At 60.3% G+C, this 17414-nt stretch carries 15 protein-coding genes; 14 read left to right on the top strand and 1 reads right to left on the bottom strand.

Annotated elements, in window-relative coordinates:
- The first annotated feature begins 178 nt into the window (after positions 1-178).
- The 10 genes from dnaX (at position 179) to AWR36_RS05655 (ending at position 9067) form a co-directional block, all read left to right on the top strand.
- The gene (gene dnaX, locus AWR36_RS05700) at positions 179-2485 is read left to right on the top strand and encodes a DNA polymerase III subunit gamma/tau (protein ID WP_067082369.1); all 2307 of its coding nucleotides are present in this window, start codon (positions 179-181) and stop codon (positions 2483-2485) included.
- 53 nt (positions 2486-2538) lie between these two features.
- Positions 2539-2883: a YbaB/EbfC family nucleoid-associated protein gene (locus AWR36_RS05695; RefSeq protein WP_067082366.1), complete on the top strand. Its 345-nt coding sequence runs from the start codon at positions 2539-2541 to the stop codon at positions 2881-2883.
- Between the two features lie 31 nt (positions 2884-2914).
- Positions 2915-3529: a recombination mediator RecR gene (recR, locus tag AWR36_RS05690; protein ID WP_067082363.1), complete on the top strand. Its 615-nt coding sequence runs from the start codon at positions 2915-2917 to the stop codon at positions 3527-3529.
- Positions 3529-4662 (top strand): ribonuclease D, encoded by a 1134-nt coding sequence (gene rnd, locus AWR36_RS05685; protein WP_067082360.1) that lies wholly within the window; start codon positions 3529-3531, stop codon positions 4660-4662. Before recR ends, rnd begins: the two co-directional genes overlap by 1 nt.
- Position 4663: 1 nt before the next feature.
- Complete coding sequence (locus AWR36_RS05680) at positions 4664-4951, top strand: YcgL domain-containing protein (protein WP_067082357.1); 288 nt, start codon at positions 4664-4666, stop codon at positions 4949-4951.
- 10 nt (positions 4952-4961) lie between these two features.
- On the top strand, positions 4962-5408 hold the full coding sequence (locus AWR36_RS05675; RefSeq protein ID WP_067082354.1) for a YcgN family cysteine cluster protein: 447 nt from the start codon (positions 4962-4964) through the stop codon (positions 5406-5408).
- A gap of 72 nt (positions 5409-5480) precedes the next feature.
- A complete protein-coding gene (locus AWR36_RS05670; protein ID WP_067082351.1) occupies positions 5481-5861 on the top strand; it encodes a hypothetical protein in 381 nt (126 codons plus the stop codon).
- Between the two features lie 206 nt (positions 5862-6067).
- Complete coding sequence (locus AWR36_RS05665) at positions 6068-6748, top strand: YEATS-associated helix-containing protein (RefSeq protein WP_067082348.1); 681 nt, start codon at positions 6068-6070, stop codon at positions 6746-6748.
- A gap of 135 nt (positions 6749-6883) precedes the next feature.
- Complete coding sequence (locus AWR36_RS05660; RefSeq protein ID WP_067082345.1) at positions 6884-7729, top strand: AAA family ATPase; 846 nt, start codon at positions 6884-6886, stop codon at positions 7727-7729.
- Positions 7730-7885: 156 nt separating this feature from the next.
- Positions 7886-9067: a vWA domain-containing protein gene (locus AWR36_RS05655; RefSeq protein WP_067082342.1), complete on the top strand. Its 1182-nt coding sequence runs from the start codon at positions 7886-7888 to the stop codon at positions 9065-9067.
- Between the two features lie 69 nt (positions 9068-9136).
- On the opposite strand, the gene AWR36_RS05650 is transcribed toward AWR36_RS05655, so the two are convergent.
- Positions 9137-10621 carry a peptide MFS transporter gene (locus tag AWR36_RS05650; RefSeq protein WP_067082339.1) on the bottom strand — a complete coding sequence of 495 codons (1485 nt, stop codon included), beginning with the start codon at positions 10619-10621 and terminating at the stop codon, positions 9137-9139.
- Between the two features lie 179 nt (positions 10622-10800).
- Here AWR36_RS05650 and hrpA point away from each other — a divergent pair, with 179 nt between their 5' ends.
- From hrpA to AWR36_RS05630, 4 genes are all read left to right on the top strand, one after another.
- Positions 10801-14742 (top strand): ATP-dependent RNA helicase HrpA, encoded by a 3942-nt coding sequence (gene hrpA / locus AWR36_RS05645; RefSeq protein ID WP_067082336.1) that lies wholly within the window; start codon positions 10801-10803, stop codon positions 14740-14742.
- Positions 14743-15127: 385 nt separating this feature from the next.
- The gene (locus AWR36_RS05640; protein WP_082679427.1) at positions 15128-15436 is read left to right on the top strand and encodes an HvfA family oxazolone/thioamide-modified RiPP metallophore; all 309 of its coding nucleotides are present in this window, start codon (positions 15128-15130) and stop codon (positions 15434-15436) included.
- A gap of 193 nt (positions 15437-15629) precedes the next feature.
- Positions 15630-16487, top strand: coding sequence for an HvfB family MNIO-type RiPP peptide maturase (locus AWR36_RS05635; protein WP_067082329.1), 858 nt, complete (start codon positions 15630-15632; stop codon positions 16485-16487).
- Positions 16471-17271, top strand: a complete 801-nt coding sequence (locus AWR36_RS05630) for an HvfC family RiPP maturation protein (RefSeq protein ID WP_067082326.1) — start codon at positions 16471-16473, stop codon at positions 17269-17271. Before AWR36_RS05635 ends, AWR36_RS05630 begins: the two co-directional genes overlap by 17 nt.
- The last annotated feature ends 143 nt before the right edge of the window (positions 17272-17414 follow it).

Raw genomic sequence — 17414 nt, 5'->3', positions numbered from 1 at the left:
GCCGGTTCTGAGGTTGTTGTTTTTGAGGCGTGGCGCACAGTTATATCACAGCGGGTATTGGGTGGACGAGGGCGATTGGTGGCGTTTTACCTCTCATCCTGTGCTGGCGCGCCGATGCCGGTATAATGGCCGCCGCTTAGTCAAAGTCACCAGTTGGCGCCCCGGCGCTGGAGAACGGATGAGTTATCAAGTACTGGCACGCAAGTGGCGGCCGCGGTTGTTTCGGGAGATGGTGGGCCAGGAGCATGTGCTTCAGGCGCTGATCAACGCCCTCGACAACGGCCGCCTCCACCATGCCTATCTCTTTGCCGGTACCCGCGGTGTGGGCAAGACCACCATCGCGCGCATCCTGGCCAAGTGCCTCAATTGCGAGACCGGCGTCAGTTCCGAGCCCTGTGGCCAATGTGCGGCCTGCACAGAGATCGCCGATGGCCGGTTCGTGGACCTGATTGAGGTGGACGCGGCCTCACGGACCAAGGTGGAAGATACCCGTGAGCTGCTGGAAAACGTCCAGTACGCGCCGACCCGTGGCCGCTACAAGGTGTACCTGATCGATGAGGTGCACATGCTCTCCAACAGCTCCTTCAATGCGCTGTTGAAGACACTGGAAGAGCCGCCGCCCCACGTCAAGTTCCTGCTTGCCACCACGGATCCGCAGAAACTGCCGGTGACCGTGCTGTCCCGCTGCCTGCAGTTCAATCTCAAGAACATGAGCCCGGAGCGCGTGGTGGAGCACCTGCGTTTTGTGCTGGAGCAGGAAATGGTGCCCTTCGAGGAGGGCGCACTCTGGCACCTGGGGCGTGCTGCCGACGGCAGTATGCGCGATGCCATGAGCCTCACCGATCAGGCCATCGCCTTTGGTGGGGGCAAGATTGCCGAGGCCGAGGTCCGGTCGATGCTCGGCAGCATCGATACCGGGCTGGTGTGGAAACTCCTGCAGGCGCTGGCGGAAGAGAGTGCAACAGCGCTTTTCGCAGCCGTCACCGAGCTGGCCGAGCAGGCCCCGGATTACAGTGCCGCCCTGGCTGAGCTGGCCAACAACCTGCATCGCATCGCCGTGGCCCAGGTACTGCCGCAGTCTGTGGACAATACCCTCGGCGATGGCGAGCGGCTAAGTCATTTTGCCGGCCAGCTCGCGCCGGAAAATGTGCAGCTCTACTACCAGATGGCCCTGCACGCCCGTCGCGACCTGCCACTGGCGCCAGACCCCCGCAGCGGGTTCGAGATGGCGCTGCTGCGCATGCTCGCGTTCCGTCCCCAGGGTGTGGCTGACGTTCCGACTTCCGAACTGCCGGCGCCTGCATCGGCGACCCCGCCCGGCGAGCAGCCGTCTGCGGAGCAGACTGCAAAAAAGCCCCTGGGGGAGGCGCAGCCGGCTGATGCCGGCCCGGTTGCCAGTGCAACGCCGCCCGCCGAAGCCCCGGCAGCGCCTGGAGCGCCTGTGTCTGAACAGGGACTATCGGCAGCGCCCGTGGATAGCGCACAACCCCCAGTTAACAGTGAGCCCGCGGCGCTTGATAAAGAACCCGCAGCGCCCACAGGGCACCCGGCCGCCAGCGCCCCTTCTGTGACTAATGCCGAATCAGCCGCGATTCCTCCTGTCACCCCGGATTCGCCGCAGCCTGGCGGCCCTGAATCGGCAGGGGGGCAGGGCTCGCCGGAGTCGGCTCCGCCAGCAGATATGGCGCCTGCCGGTTACCAGGAAACTCCCGCTCAGGCCGCCTCCCCAGATACCGCGCCCCCCTGGGATGTGGAAGGTGCGGATGATCGCCAGCAGGCTGCAGCACCAGGAGCCGCCGATCGGCACGGGACGTCAGCGGCTGGCGAGTCCGCTTCATCAGTAGCGGTGGCACCGCAGCCGGTGGCGGCAGCAGGCATCGAATCAGCCTCGGAGGAGCCGAGTCCACCGAGTCCGTCAGCGGGCGCAGCAGTGCCTGAACCCGCCGCCGACGAGCGAGCGGCCTTGCGAGCCCTGCTGCGGGAACAGGTGGCTGCAGTGGAGTCCGCTCCTCCCGCCCCGGAGCCCGCGCCACAGCCGGCGCGCGAGGCGCAGCCTCAGGGCAAGAGCATTCCCAGCGCCCGCCTGGAATCCCTGACGGCGGGCAGTTGGCCGGCACTCTACGGCCAGCTGGGCGTCACCGGTATTCTGCACTCCATTGGTTTTCACCTGGAATTGGTGGGGCGGCAGGACAATATACTGTCCTTTACCCTGGACGAGTCCTACAGCAGTCTTTATGACGAGGTGCATCAGCGCCGCCTCGCCGACGTGCTGAGCGACTTTTTCCAGCAGCCGGTCACGGTCCATATCCAGGTGGGCCAGGTGCACGGCGGGACGCCGGCGCGGCTGGTGGCAGCAACTCGCGAGGCGCGCGCCGTCGCCGCCCGGGACGCACTTTCCAGAGACCCGCTGGTGCGGGAGCTTCAGGAAGAGCTGGGGGCCGAACTGGTGCCGGAATCCGAAGAGTACCTGGCCGAGACCGATTGAGACCGCCGCGCCCCTAAGGGGCGGGCGAGAGAATTCAGAAAGAGAGGTTTACCATGAAAGGTTTGGGCGATTTGATGCAGCAGGCCCAGAAAATGCAGGCCGAGATGCAGGAAAAAATGCAGAAGATGCAGCAGCAGCTGGTCGACCTGCGTGTCTGCGGCGAGGCCGGTGCCGGTATGGTCAAGGTGACCATGAATGGCCGCCACGATGTAATCGGGGTGGACATCGACCCGAGCCTGCTATCCGAAGATAAAGAAATGCTGGAGGACCTGCTGGCAGCCGCAGTGAACGATGCCGTGCGCCGTGCAGAGGAAAAGTCCCAGGAACTTCAGAAAGAGCAGATGGGCGGTCTCGCCGGAGGGATGAACCTGCCGGAAGGCTTCAAGTTTCCGTTTTGACTCCGCTCTCCCCTACCAGGCAATAGTTTGAATGTTCAGTCCCCTGATTGAAGAATTGATTAGCGCGTTGCGCTGTCTCCCCGGTGTCGGGCCAAAGTCGGCCCAGCGCATGGCGATGTACCTGCTGGAAAAAGACCGGGACGCGGCGGGCCAGCTGGCGCGAACCCTGGAGCAATCCATCGAGCGGGTGGGGCGCTGCAGCCAGTGCCGCACATTGACCGAGCAGGAAATCTGCGCGCTCTGCGACAACAGTCGCCGCGATGGCAGGTCTCTGTGTGTGGTTGAGACGCCAGCGGATGTGCTGGCCATCGAGCAGGCCGGCAACTACCACGGGCGCTACTTTGTCCTGCACGGGCATCTTTCCCCGATTGATGGCATTGGCCCCGGCGATCTGGGTATGGACCTCCTGGAGCGCCGGCTGGTTGACGAGCCCCTGCAGGAATTGATTATCGCCACCAACCCCACAGTAGAAGGCGAGGCCACGGCCCAGTTTATTGCCGAGCGGGCGCGCGCCCACGGTGTATCTGTCAGCCGTATTGCCCACGGTGTGCCGATCGGTGGTGAGCTGGAATATATCGACGGCGGTACCCTGGCACATGCCTTCAACAGTCGTACGGCGTTCTTTTCCGGTGGTCGGGAGTCCTGATGTTGAATGTGGACACGACACCGCGCTGGGTGGATAGCAGCGAAGAACTGGCCATGCTGTGCCGCAAGTGGCGGGAACAGAAGGCGGTGGCTCTCGACACCGAGTTTATGCGCAGCCGCACTTTCTACCCGCAACCCGCACTGGTGCAGGTGGGGGATGGCGAGCACTGTTACCTGATCGATAACCTGGCGATTGAGAATCTCGAACCGCTTCGCGAGTTGATCCTGGACACCGGCGTGACCAAGATCATGCACAGTTGCAGCGAGGATCTGGAAACCCTGGATCGCCTGCTCGGTGCGATACCGGAACCCATCTTTGATACCCAGATTGCCGCGGCCATGACCGGGCTGGGCGCCGGGCTGGGTTACGCGGCAACTGTTAACACCCTGCTCAATATCGAATTGCCGAAGAGTGAGACGCGCTCCGACTGGTTGCAGCGTCCCCTGAGTGAGGCGCAGAAAACTTATGCAGCGCTCGATGTGGCGTGGTTGCCACACATCTACGCCATCCTGCTGAAGCGGCTGAGAGAAAGTGGGCGCTCAGAATGGTTGCGAGAGGACTGTTCTCAGCTGGTCGCTGCCGCCCGCAATCCCCAGCCACCTGAGCTCTATTACCAGAAGGTGAAAGGTGCCTGGCGGCTGCGCGGCAAGCAGCTGGCAGTGTTGCAGGATCTCTGTGCCTGGCGCGAGCGTGAGGCGCGTTTGCGGGATGTACCGCGCAACCACTTGTTGAAAGAGGGCGTATGCCTGAACCTGGCACAGCAGTTGCCGGATCATCCTGCTGCCATGGCACAGCCGGGGTTGGAGGGGCGCACCCTGCGCGAACATGGTGATACGCTGCTGAAAATTATCAATCGCGCCTGCGAGCGCCCAGATGCGCCGCCGGCTTTGCCGCAACCGCTAAACCGGCGGCAGGGTGAATGCCTGAAAGAGCTGCGCAAGCGGGTAAGCGAGATCGCCGAGCGTGAGGGCCTGCCAGCGGAAATTCTCGTGCGCAAAAAGGAGCTGGAGGCCCTGGTGCAGGCCGAGCGCCCAACCCTGGAGGGGCGTTTACGTGGCTGGCGGGGTGAATTGATCGGCGGTGTCCTGATGCAAAGCCTGGGCGTGCCCCAGGAAGAACCGGAGAGTAAGTAGTTTGAAAACGGTTTGTGATATCTATCGCAGCCCCCGCGAGGATGAGATGTATCTTTACGTCAACAAGCGCGAGGGCCTGGAAAGGGTGCCGGAGAAGCTCCTCGAATTGTTTGGAGAGCCAAAGCATGTCATGACCATGCTCCTGACCCCGGAGAAGAAACTGGGCCGTGCTGATGCGGCAAAAGTGCTGGATGAGATCGGCGAGCGGGGCTTTTACCTGCAGATGCCGCCCGTGGTTGATAGCGAGATGAGCGCAATTGCCGCTCAGAACAGCAAGCTGCAGCGCTAGGGTTATCACTTTGAACGAAGTGCCTTTCTGGCAGGCCAAGTCCCTCGACGAAATGAGTGAGTCCGAATGGGAATCTCTCTGCGATGGTTGTGGCCGTTGTTGTCTCCATCGCCTCGAAGAAGAGGAGAGCGGGGAGGTGTACACCACCAACGTGGCCTGCCGCCTGCTGGATACCCACTCGTGTCAGTGCAGCCACTACCCCGAGCGCAAAAAGCTGGTGCCCGACTGCATTCAGCTTCGTGCTCAGGATGTGCCCGCATTTGGCTGGCTGCCGGCAACCTGTGCCTACCGGACCCTTGCCGAGGGGCGGCCCCTGGCGGACTGGCATCCCCTGGTTTCCGGGCGTCGTGAGTCGGTGCACGAAGCCGGTATTTCGGTGCGCGGTGCTGTGGTCAGTGAGGAGTACGTGCACCCGGACGATTTTGAAGAACACATCGTGACCTGGGTCGGTGATTGAGCCGGAGCCGTAAAATTGCTGCGGCAACCGCCGCAGGTGAGAAGTAGAAAAAAGGAATCAGAGCATAAACCTATGGCAGAAGAATATCGTTTGGCCTGGATGATTTACGGCGGTGGCACCCTGGTGCTGCTGGCAGCAGGCTGGTGGTTTATGCGCAACTGGGGCTGGAGCTGGCTGCGGCGAGCAATTCTCCTGATGGTCGCTGCTGCGTTACTGGTGCCGGTCCGCACGGGGGGGGTGCCCGACGCGCCCGCGATGCCGGTCTTGCCACTGTTCGTCTACCAGACGCTGTTCGAGGAGGGGGCCGCTCCGGAGGTGACAGCCAATCTGGTATTTGCCTCTGTGGGGGCTCTGGCTCTGGTCTCGGTTTGGGGATTGGTCTCCCTGTTGATTGGTCGCCGGCGCCAAAAACAGCGCGAGCTGGAGCAGGACCCCTATTTCAATGAGCCGTAACCTGACCGGTTAACTCTCCTCTGTTCACGTTCTGTGCGTCTTCGGTTCCGGTCGCAGAACTAGGCGCCCGATCCCACTTTCGCCGCCACGGTGCGTGTTGGCAGCTGCTATATCTATAGGGCTGGCCTGCGCCCTGGCGCGGCTTCAATCCGATTAGATAATTAGAGTCGGCAGGCGCACGGATTGTGTCTGACAGAGGACTACGGATGCTCGACCATCTGCTTATACTTGCCGCTGTGATGCTGGTTACCGGGATTCTCGGCGGCCTCGTGAACTACTATCAGATGTTGTTCACCGAAGAGGACCCCGCCGGCCTGGCGCGTTGCCTGATCATGGGTCTGTGCGGCGCGCTGATGGTGCCCATCTTCCTGAAGTTCACCCAGAGCGATCTGCTGATCGAGATTCAGGGTAATCCCTCCCAACTGCTGATTTTCACTGGTTATTGCCTGCTCGCAGCCATTGCTTCCCGTATGTTTGTGTTCAACGCGGCACGCCGGCAGTTGCGGGATGCCAGTATTGCTCGGGCCAGGGTTGAGAGCCTTGAGCAGGAGTTACGGGCCATGCAGCTGGAGATGATGCCGCTGCTGGAGCATGAGATCGAGGGGGATCCGGAGCAGGGACCGACTCTGGACTTCAACCAGATCCGCAAGCTCGATGAGAATGCGCTGCACGTGCTGCAGCTATTGAACAGTGGTGACTGTGTGTTCCGCTCCCTGCACGGGATGGTCCACGAGGGTGGAATGGAGACCAATTCGGTGGCGCGGGCGCTCAACAGCCTGCTGGTGCTGGAGATGGTGGGCAAGATCCATAGTCACCTGGGTATCCGCTGGTACATCACTGACAAGGGGCGCCAGGTGGTCCACCGCCGCAGCGCCGAAGTTGCCTGAGTTCACAGGCGTTCCCCTCTGAGGTGGCCACCCTGGCCCAGACCTGTCACTCCCTTTGACCGATTCCGTCTTTGGCAGCCGATGCGCAATCTTTTACCATCGGCGCATCTGCCTGTATTAAAGACTGGAGTGACGATGAAATTTACCGGCACCGAAAGCTATGTGGCCACCGAGGACCTGCAAATGGCGGTCAACGCGGCCGTGACCCTGCAGCGCCCACTGCTGATCAAGGGGGAGCCCGGCACCGGCAAGACCCTGTTGGCCGAAGAGGTGGCGAAGAGCCTCGGAGCCAGGCTGATTCAATGGCATATCAAATCCTCCACCAAGGCCCAGCAGGGCCTCTACGAGTATGATGCAGTTTCCCGCCTGCGGGACTCCCAGCTGGGGGTGGATCGGGTCCACGATATCCGCAACTACATCAAGAAGGGCAAGCTCTGGGAAGCCTTCGATGCTGATGAGCGGGTCGTGCTGCTGATCGACGAGATCGACAAGGCGGACATCGAGTTCCCCAACGACCTGTTGGTGGAGCTGGACCGTATGGAGTTCTTCGTATACGAGACCGGCGAGACGGTGAAGGCGAAACATCGCCCGATCGTGATCATTACCTCCAACAACGAAAAAGAACTGCCCGATGCGTTCCTGCGTCGCTGTTTCTTCCATTACATCAGCTTCCCCGACCGGGAAACGATGCACAAAATTGTCGACGTGCACTACCCGGGCATCAAAGGGCAGCTGGTGGCGGAGGCGATGGATATCTTCTTCCAGTTACGCGAAGTCCAGGGCCTGAAAAAGAAGCCTTCCACTTCTGAACTGATCGACTGGCTCAAACTGTTACTGGCGGACGATATTCCGGAAGAGGTGCTGAAAAACCGCGACAGGACCAGTGCGATCCCGCCATTGTATGGCGCACTGCTCAAGAACGAGCAGGATGTGCACATGCTTGAGCGCCTGGCATTTATGGCGCGGCGGGAGAACCGCTAGTCAGTCGAGTGCCCTGGCGGCGCCGCTAGCGAGTGGGCATCCCCGCGGCACGCCGTGAATACATCCCTGTAGGCTCTTTCGCGGGGTCCCTCCCGCGAAAGGCCGCACGGATGCCCACTCGCTATCAACGCCTTCGCCCGATACTGAAAGGTAAATATGCTGATTGGTTTTTTCCTCAACCTTCGTCGCTACAAATTGCCGGTGTCCACGACCGAGTTGCTGTCACTGCTGGAGGCGCTGCAGCAGCGGCTGGTGTTTGCAGATCTGGAGGAATTCTACTTCCTGGCCCGCACCTGCCTGGTCAAGGACGAGAAGCATTTCGACAAGTTCGACCGCGCCTTCAGCGCCTATTTCAAGAATCTGGAAACCCTCGACGACCTGCTCGAGCAGATGATTCCGGAAGACTGGCTGCGTGCGGAATTTCTCAAGCAGCTGAGTGAGGAGGAAAAAGCCAAGATCGAGAGCCTGGGCGGCCTGGAAAAGCTGCTGGAGGAATTCCAGAAACGGCTTGAAGAACAGAAGAAAAAGCACAGCGGCGGCAATCGCTGGGTTGGCACGGGCGGCACGAGTCCGTTCGGCAATAGCGGTTACAACCCTGAGGGTATTCGTGTCGGTGGCAGCAGCCGCAATCGCTCCGCGGTCAAGGTATGGGAAAAGCGCCAGTTCAAGAACCTGGATGACAGTATTACGCTGGGCACCCGCAATATTCAGGTGGCTTTGCGCAAACTGCGGAAATTTGCCCGCACTGGTGCCGCCGAAGAGCTGGACCTGGATGACACCATTTCCTCGACAGCCCGCAATGCGGGGCTGCTGGATATCAAAATGGTCCCCGAGCGCCACAATGCCATCAAGGTGCTGATCTTTTTCGACGTGGGAGGCTCCATGGACCCCTACGTGAAAGTGTGTGAAGAGTTGTTCTCTGCCTGCCGCTCCGAGTTCAAGCACCTGGAGTATTACTACTTCCACAACTTTGTTTACGAGCACCTGTGGCGGGATAACCAGCGCCGTTACAGTGAGACCACGCCCTTGCTGGAGGTCCTGCGTACCTACGGCAAGGACTACAAGGTCATTTTTGTTGGTGACGCTTCCATGGCGCCCTACGAAATTACCCATCGCTACGGCAGTGTGGAGCACATGAATGAGGAGCCCGGTGCGGCCTGGATGGAGCGGGTCAAGGATACCTATCCGGATCTGGTGTGGTTGAACCCGGTGGCCGAGGAGTACTGGCAGTACACGGCCAGTATCGGTATTACTCGCCAGCTGGTGGAAGGGCAGATGTATCCCATGACCCTCGAGGGGCTTGATCGGGCCATTGCCCGATTGGTGAAAGGCCGCTGAGTATCCCTCCCATAAATAAAAAAGGCCGGCTGCTTTCGGGCAGCCGGCCTTTTTTTCATTTGGCGATGATCAGTTGTTGCCGCTGAAATGTTTCCGCGGTGCGCCCTCGTGATCGGCAGTGATGCCGATCTCTTCCTGAGTGGTGGGGCCGACTTCGGTGTGCCATTCCTCGGCGCCGTGCATCCAATCCACCAGCTTTTCGCGGATGAAGAACAGGATAATGCCCGCTCCGATGGCTGCGATGGCCACGCCGCCGAAAGTGGCCAGCGGGCCGGATTCGCCGACCAGTTTACCGATTTCCGCCGCGCCTTTATTGGCGATGCCGATAAACGCGAACCACAGTCCCATCATCAGTGACAGGTAGCGCAGCGGCGACAGCTTGGTCACCATGGAGAGGCCGATGGGGGAAAGGCACAATTCACCGATGGTGTGGAAAATATAAGCCAGCACCAGCCACCAGAGGCTGGCCTTGGCGGTCTCCGAATCACCAATCTGCAGGGCGGCACCTACCATGGACACGAAACCGAGCCCGAGGAAGATCAGCCCCATACTGAATTTCCCCGGCGAGTTGGGCTCCCGATCGCCGAGCCCCACCCAGATACTGGCCATTACCGGAGCCAGAATGATGATAAAGAGCGGGTTGACCATCTGTAGCCAGCTGGCCGGAATCTCGAAGCCGCCGACGTTCAGGTCCGTGTTGTACTTGGCGAACAGGTTCATGGAGCCCGCTGCCTGCTCGAAGCCGGCCCAGAAAATCACGGTGAACAGGCCGAGGATCAGGATCACTTTAATGCGATCGCGCTCTTCCGGCGTGAGCGGTTTGTGCTTGTCGGCCACGTCCTGTTTGTTGAGCCCCAGCTTCGCTGAGGGCTGGGTGCCGACAACACCCAGGTAACGGTTGGCCTGGGTAAGCTGCAATAGCAGGCCCAGCGCCATGCCCAGACCGGCGACGAAAAAGGCTAGCTGGTAGTCCACCTTCTCTCCGATCCAGCCGATCACCAGATAGCCCAGGATGGAGCCCAGGTTGATCCCCATGTAGAAGATGGTGAAGGCGGTATCCCGCCGTTTGTCCCCTTCGTCGTAAAGATCGCCCACCATGGTGGAGATGTTGGGCTTGAAGAAACCATTGCCGAGAATCAGCAGCGCCAGGCCCAGCCACAGCATGTAGATCTCGGTGCCGTCGGGCAGCCAGCTGTGGGGGAAGCCCAGGGCGAACTGGCCCAGCATCATCAGGGCGCCGCCAAACATGATGCAGCGTCGCTGCCCCCACATATTGTCGGCGACCCAGCCGCCGATGATGGGGGTGAGGTACACGAGCATGGCGTACCAGCCCAGGTAACTCAGCGCCTTTGACTGGCGCTCCACGTCTGACAACTGTTCCCACCCGAATGCCACCGCCGCGGCGGCGGAGGTGAGGTAGAACACGAAGATCCCACGCATGCCGTAGTAGCTGAGCCGCTCCCACATTTCCGTGCCGAACAGCAGGAACAGCCCCTTGGGATGTCCGAGCATCTCGCCGGCATCGGCTGGCGGTCTTGGCTTGAGATCTTGCATGTCGGTACCTCTGACAAGCGTCGGGGCGGGAATAAAAGTTTCCCCTTGCCCGGTGGCGGGGGACGCGATTGCCTTGAGTATAGAACAGCGCCAATGAGGGGCGCGCCAGGTGCCGGCGCCGGTTTAGTCGCCGGCCTGGCAGCGGGTATAATCGCCGGTTTGCAGTCAGTTTCCGGATTATGAGTCACACCGACACGAAAGAAGCCCTCCGCGCACTGGACGCCCTCAGCGCCGCAATGGAGCAGCGGCTCGACCGCTGCATGGGGCGCGACCGGCACCGCCTGCGCAAGGGGCTGGGCAATGCGCGACGGCGCCTGAAGTCCGGCAAACCGGCGGACCGGATGCTGGCCCAGCTGGAGAGCGACTTGCAGGCCTCCGAGGCCCTGGCCAGTGCCCGGCGGGAAAAGCTGCCGCAGGTGAGCTGGCCGGAAGAGCTGCCAGTGGTAGCGCGCCGTGACGAGATTGCGGAGCTGATCGCCGACAACCAGGTGGTCGTGGTGGCCGGTGAAACCGGCTCCGGTAAGACCACGCAGCTGCCCAAGATCTGCCTGGAACTGGGCCGTGGCGTTTATGGGCAGATCGGGCATACGCAGCCGCGGCGGATCGCCGCGCGCACCGTGGCCAATCGTATTGCTGAGGAACTCGACCAGCCGCTGGGCCACTCGGTGGGGTACCAGGTGCGCTTCACCGATCACAGCGACGAGCATACCCACGTCAAGCTGATGACCGACGGTATTCTGCTGGCGGAAATCCAGCGGGATCCGCTGCTGAACAAATACGACACGCTCATCATCGACGAAGCCCACGAGCGCAGTCTGAATATCGACTTCCTGCTCGGTTACCTGAAGACGGTTCTGCCGAAACGCCCCGATCTCAAGCTGATCATCACTTCCGCCACCATCGACCTGGAGAAGTTTTCCCGGCACTTCGACAATGCGCCGATTATCGAGGTGTCCGGGCGTACCTATCCGGTGGAGATTCACTACCGTCCCCCCGCGGATAGAGACGCTGACCTGAATGAGCAGGTAATCGCCACGGTCGAGGAATTACTCCACGAGGAAAAAAGCAGCGGCAAGCGCGGTGGCGATATCCTGGTCTTCATGAGCGGTGAGCGGGAAATCCGCGAGTGTGCCAAGGCACTGCGGGACGCGCAGATACCGCAACTGGAAGTGTTGCCGCTGTACGCCCGCCTGAGCCTGGCGGAGCAGAACAAAGTTTTTCACGGCCATAAAGGCCGGCGCATCGTGCTCGCCACCAACGTGGCGGAAACTTCGATTACCGTTCCGGGTATCCGCTATGTGATCGATCCCGGCACCGCCCGGGTCAGCCGTTACAGCTACCGCAGCAAGATCCAGCGCCTGCCGGTGGAGGCCATTTCCCAGGCCAGCGCCAACCAGCGCGCCGGTCGCTGTGGGCGGGTCAGTGCGGGTATCTGTGTGCGCCTGTACGAGGAACGGGACTTCGAGCAGCGGCCGGAATTTACCGATGCGGAGATTCTGCGTACCAACCTGGCGGCGGTGATCCTGCAGATGCTGCAGTTGCGCATCGGCGATATCCGCGATTTTCCCTTTGTCGATCCGCCCGATCCAAGACTGATCAATGACGGCTACACATTGTTGCAGGAGCTGCAGGCAGTTGATGCCGGCGGCAAGGTGACACCTTTCGGACGGGCCCTCTCGCGCCTGCCGGTGGATCCGCGACTTGGTCGCATGCTGATGGCGGCGGGCGAGAACGACAGTTTGCGCGAGGTGCTGATTGTTGTCAGTGCCCTGGCGGTGCAGGATCCGCGCGAGCGCCCGGCAGAAAAGCGCCAGGCCGCAGATGAAAAGCACCGGCAGTGGCAGCATGAGAAATCGGACTTCCTCTCTTTCGTACAACTGTGGGATGCCTTCGAGGAACAGCGTCAGGAACTCAGTCAGAACCAGCTGCGCAAGTGGTGCCAGAAAAACTATTTGTCATGGCTGCGTATGCGCGAGTGGCGAGATATTCACCACCAGTTGCGGGTGGCGACCCGTGAACTGAAACTGAAAGAGAATCGCGAGCCTGCGTCTTACGAGGCTGTGCACCGGGCTATTCTGCCGGGGCTCCTCGGCAATATTGGAGTGCGTGACGAGAACAAGGAATTCCTTGGCTGTCGCAATCGTCGCTTCCATATCTTTCCCGGTAGTGGTCAGTTCAAGAAGCCACCCCGTTGGGTGGTCGCCTCACAACTGCTGGAAACCAGCCGCCTGTTCGCCCACACAGTCGCCCGTATCGAGCCAGACTGGGTGCTGGGTGTTTCCGAGCACCTGGTCAAGCGCAGCTATTCAGAGCCCCATTATGATGCCCGCGGTGGGCGAGTGATGGCATTTGAGAAGGTGACGCTGTACGGACTCGTGCTGGTTGAGAAACGGCGCATTCCCTATGGCAAGCTGAATCCAGAAGTGGCGCGGGAGGTCTTTATCCGCCAGGCGCTGGTGGAGCAGCGCTATCGGGGCAAGGGGCGCTTCTTTAGCCACTATCGTGACCTGCTGGAGGAGCTGGAAGACCTGGAAGCCAAGTCCCGGCGGCGGGATATCGTCGTCGATGACGAGGTGATTTTCCGTTTCTTCGATGAACGCTTGCCCGAGGACATCGTCAACCTCGCCGGTTTTGAGCACTGGCGCAAGCAGGCAGAATCCTCCGACCCCCAGTTTCTGATGATCCCGCGGGATCTGTTGATGCAGCAGAGTGCGGATCATATTGGCGAGGCACAGTTTCCCGATACCCTGCAGACCGGCGGCATCGAGTTTCCGCTTACCTATCATTTCGAGCCCGGCAGCGTAGAGGACGGCGTGAGCATTCGCGTCCCCGTCGCCGCGCTGCACCAGGTGCCGGAGTCGCGGCTCTCCTGGCTGGTGCCGGGGCTTCTGCGGGACAAGTGCATTGCCCTGGTGAAGGCGCTGCCCAAGCAGTGGCGCAAATACTTCGTTCCGGTACCGGCGGCGGTGGATCGCGCCCTGCCAAGGATGAAGCCGGAGAATGTGCCTCTCTGGCAGGCGCTGGCAGTGGAACTGCGCCGCCAGACCGCCCAGGAGCTCCCTGAGGAGGCCTGGGAGGGGGCAGAGGCCGGTCTGGAAGACTTTTATCGTTTCAATATCCAGGTACTCGATGAGGCCGGGAAGCTGCTTGATCAGGGGCGGGACCTGTCGCAGTTACAGGAGCGCTACCGGGATCGGGTGCAACAGGAAATCGCCACGGCCGGTGACGACTTTGAGCGGGAGGGTATCACCCAGTGGGACTTCGGCGAGTTGCCGGAGACCCATACCATGGACCAGGGCGGGCTCAAGATGCGCGCCTACCCGGCCCTCGAAGACTGTGGTGAAAGCGTGGCCCTGCGCCTGTTGGACAACCCCGCCGATGCCCGACGCATCAGCCGTGCTGGCATCTGCCGGCTGGCACTGTTGCATCTGCCCGATAAAGTGAAGTACCTGCGCAAGGAATTATTGCGGGGCAAGGAGCTGGGGCTTTCGGCTGCGGACCTGGGGCGGCGCGAGGAAGTTGCCGACGATATACTGCTGGCGGCGGCTCGGGAGCTTTTCTGGCCGGACGGGCAGTGGCCCCGATCCGCGGAGGAATTTCATGCTGCGCTGGCACGAGAGGCCGAGCTGGTGGATGTCGCGCAGGAAATTGCCGGGCTGCTGATCAAATCGCTGGGGGATCTGGTCCCGCTGCGGAAGAACATCAAGCAGCAGAAAAACCTTGCCGTCGCCATGGCTGTGGGGGATATCCAGCAACAGTTGGCAGGTCTCTTCTACCGTGGCTTTCTGTTTGATACTCCTCGTGAGTGGCTGCGCCAGTATGGCCGCTACCTCAAGGGCGTTTCCATGCGGCTGGAAAAAGCGGCGCTGGACCCCAATCGGGATCGACGCCTGCAGGCTGAATACCACCAGGCCGCGGAGCCTTTGCTCGATCTACTCGCACAGCATGACTATCGCACATTGATGGCCGAGCCAGCCCTGGTCGAGTATCGCTGGTTGCTGGAAGAGTTCCGGATATCCCTGTTTGCCCAATCCCTGAAGACACTGATGCCCGTATCCCTGAAGCGACTGCGCAAGCAGTGGCAGGAGATCGAGCAGTCTGGCCTGCGCTTTTCCTCCTGATCCAGTCTGTCCTGCCCCTGGTCCCGCGGAGCGTGCCGGGCCAGGGAGGGCCCTCTGGGAAACCCGAATGTGCTTCTCTGTACCCATTGTTGGCCTGTTTTCATGCGCGGGTGCCGAGGGTGGGGAAAGCCGTTCTCTTTGGGGTTGCCCCAGGAGCGGGGAATATCGGGAAAATACACAGTGACTGTAACAACCACCGCGCAAATACGACTATTCAACTGAGAAACGCTTCACGTAGTGCCGGGTTTCAGGCAACTTTACTGATACGTTGCGGGTCTCAGTGCGTAACTGGTGGAGAACCAGGCGCATTATACTGCCGGGAAGGTGGTTGAAAATTCCGCCACGGTGTCGTTTAGAATTTAAGGTATCCAAAAGGAGAATTGTTATGACTAAGAAGAATTTACCGCTTGCAGCGGCTGTCGGTGCCGCCTTCCTGGCATCTGCATCCTTGAACGTATCTGCCGGTATTGCCAGCGATGCTAACCCCTTTGCAGCGGAAGATCTGTCCTCTGGCTACAACCTTGCCATGCTGAGTGACCATGAGTCCGATGACAAGAAGAAAGAGGGTAAGTGCGGCGAAGGTAAATGCGGCGAAGAAGGCAAGAAAAAAGAAGGTAAATGCGGCGAAGGTAAGTGCGGCGAAGAAGGTAAGAAAAAAGAAGGTAAGTGTGGTGAGGGTAAATGTGGCGGATAAGAGCGTCGCATTGACCTGACCGGGGGCGCGACTCGCCCCCGGTTTAACTCTCACTTGTTCAAACTGGGACATCTGATTAAAGACAATTTTCGGCAAGGAGTGCTGTTTGAGGCCTCTGTCGTAAGATGTCCTGACGCATATCGAGCAAATAGCGCACAACAAATAGTGCACAGATAGCTCCGAGTATTCCACCATGAAAAGCCACGAGCAGAAAACTTTCCCCGTGAGCGGCGCAGGCCTTGGTCTACGCCGGTCAATGATGGGCGAGGAAATATCACCGGAAGGCATCGATTTTCTGGAGGTGGCGCCGGAGAACTGGATCGGGGTGGGTGGTCGTTTTGGACGCTGGCTACGAGCGCAGACTGAGCGCTTCCCCTTTGTGATTCATGGTCTCTCCCTTTCCATTGGCTCTCCATCACCGCTGGACATGGATCTGGTTCAGTCGGTAAAGAGCTTCATGCGCGAGCACGGAATACGTTGTTACAGCGAGCACCTGAGTTACTGCTCGGACCACGGGCATCTGTATGACCTTCTGCCAATTCCTTTTACCGAGGAGGCAGTGGATTACGTTGCAGAGCGTATCCGCCGCGTTCAGGATGCGCTGGGTCAGCGTATCGCCATGGAAAACGTTTCCTATTACGCTGCGCCTGGCCGCGAGATGACGGAAATCGAATTTATCAATGCGGTACTTACGGAAGCAGATTGCGACCTGCTGTTGGATGTCAACAATATTTACGTCAACAGCATTAACCATCTCTATGACCCGGTGGAGTTTCTCCGCGGGCTTCCGGGAGAGCGCATTGCCTATGTGCACGTCGCCGGTCATTACGATGAGGCGGACGATCTCAAGGTCGATACCCACGGTGCGCCTGTGATCGATCCCGTGTGGGAGCTGCTCGAGGAGGCCTACAAGCTGCATGGCTCCCTGCCCACCCTGCTCGAGCGTGACTTCAATATCCCGCCGCTGCCAAAACTGCTGGAGGAGGTAGAGTACATCCGTGCAATGCAGACCCTCGCCGAGCCGGAGGTTGCCTATGCGCGGGGCCGCTGATCAGGGCACGGGTGACAAAAGGTCCCCGGGTAAAAAGGGTGCTGACTTTCAGCGCGTGCAGCGGGATTTTGCGGCCCACCTGCGTGCACCGAGGGAGCACTCACCTCCCCCGGACATTGAAGACCGGCGTCTCGGCATCTATCGCGACCTGATTTACAACAATATCGAATCCTTTATTGCCAGCGGCTTCCCGGTACTGAGAAAACTGTACGGTGATGACGACTGGCACAAAATGGTGCGGGATTTTGTGCACCATCATGCCTCGCAAAGTCCGTATTTCCTGCAGATCAGTGAGGAATTCCTCGGCTACCTGCAGAACGAGCATCAGCCTCAGCCCTGCGATCCCCCGTTCCTGCTTGAATTGGCGCACTATGAATGGGTGGAGCTGGCTCTCGATGTGAGTGATGCGGAAATACCGGCAGGGTTGGATCAGGACGGGGATGTGCTGGCGCGCGTTCCGGTGGTGTCGCCGCTGGTCTGGAGTCTCAGTTACCGCTATCCGGTGCATCTGGTAGGTCCCGGCTATCGGCCCGAAGCACCGCCCGAGACGCCCACTTTCCTCCTTGTGTACCGTGACCGGCAACAGGAGGTCGGCTTTATGGAAGCCAATGCGGTCACCGCCAGGTTGCTGCAGTTGGCGCAGGCCGAGGAGTCGTCCGGGCTGGAGCTGCTGCAAAGCCTCGCCCGGGAGATGAAGCACCCGAATCCGGAGGTATTGGTGCAATTTGGGCGCGACCTCCTGGAAAAACTCCTCAGCGCCGGTATCGTTGCTGGACTGCGCTGAACCGGGCGCGGCCAATATCGAAAAAATCGGCCGTTATAACCGGAAAAACAGGCCGACTGCTATGCTGCCAAGGGTGGCTCCCGCTTCGCTCGGGCGGTAAAATCTTTCCACTTTCACGATTTGTCACAGGAGCAGGGTTTTGC

The sequence above is a fragment of the Microbulbifer flavimaris genome (assembly GCF_001641755.2).
In the GTDB taxonomy this organism is placed as follows: domain Bacteria; phylum Pseudomonadota; class Gammaproteobacteria; order Pseudomonadales; family Cellvibrionaceae; genus Microbulbifer; species Microbulbifer flavimaris.
Note: the sequence above shows the minus strand (reverse complement) of the source record. Positions and strands in the feature narration are given on the sequence as shown.

What these genes read in the sequence shown, in the direction of transcription:
- AWR36_RS05640 (WP_082679427.1), top strand. Translation starts at nt 15,128, where the DNA reads ATGACTAAGAAGAATTTACCGCTTGCAGCGGCTGTCGGTGCCGCCTTC.
- AWR36_RS05655 (WP_067082342.1), top strand. Translation starts at nt 7,886, where the DNA reads ATGCTGATTGGTTTTTTCCTCAACCTTCGTCGCTACAAATTGCCGGTG.
- recR (WP_067082363.1), top strand. Translation starts at nt 2,915, where the DNA reads ATGTTCAGTCCCCTGATTGAAGAATTGATTAGCGCGTTGCGCTGTCTC.
- rnd (WP_067082360.1), top strand. Translation starts at nt 3,529, where the DNA reads ATGTTGAATGTGGACACGACACCGCGCTGGGTGGATAGCAGCGAAGAA.
- AWR36_RS05650 (WP_067082339.1), bottom strand. Translation starts at nt 10,621, where the DNA reads ATGCAAGATCTCAAGCCAAGACCGCCAGCCGATGCCGGCGAGATGCTC.
- AWR36_RS05630 (WP_067082326.1), top strand. Translation starts at nt 16,471, where the DNA reads ATGCGCGGGGCCGCTGATCAGGGCACGGGTGACAAAAGGTCCCCGGGT.
- AWR36_RS05635 (WP_067082329.1), top strand. Translation starts at nt 15,630, where the DNA reads ATGAAAAGCCACGAGCAGAAAACTTTCCCCGTGAGCGGCGCAGGCCTT.
- AWR36_RS05695 (WP_067082366.1), top strand. Translation starts at nt 2,539, where the DNA reads ATGAAAGGTTTGGGCGATTTGATGCAGCAGGCCCAGAAAATGCAGGCC.
- hrpA (WP_067082336.1), top strand. Translation starts at nt 10,801, where the DNA reads ATGAGTCACACCGACACGAAAGAAGCCCTCCGCGCACTGGACGCCCTC.
- AWR36_RS05660 (WP_067082345.1), top strand. Translation starts at nt 6,884, where the DNA reads ATGAAATTTACCGGCACCGAAAGCTATGTGGCCACCGAGGACCTGCAA.
- AWR36_RS05670 (WP_067082351.1), top strand. Translation starts at nt 5,481, where the DNA reads ATGGCAGAAGAATATCGTTTGGCCTGGATGATTTACGGCGGTGGCACC.
- dnaX (WP_067082369.1), top strand. Translation starts at nt 179, where the DNA reads ATGAGTTATCAAGTACTGGCACGCAAGTGGCGGCCGCGGTTGTTTCGG.
- AWR36_RS05665 (WP_067082348.1), top strand. Translation starts at nt 6,068, where the DNA reads ATGCTCGACCATCTGCTTATACTTGCCGCTGTGATGCTGGTTACCGGG.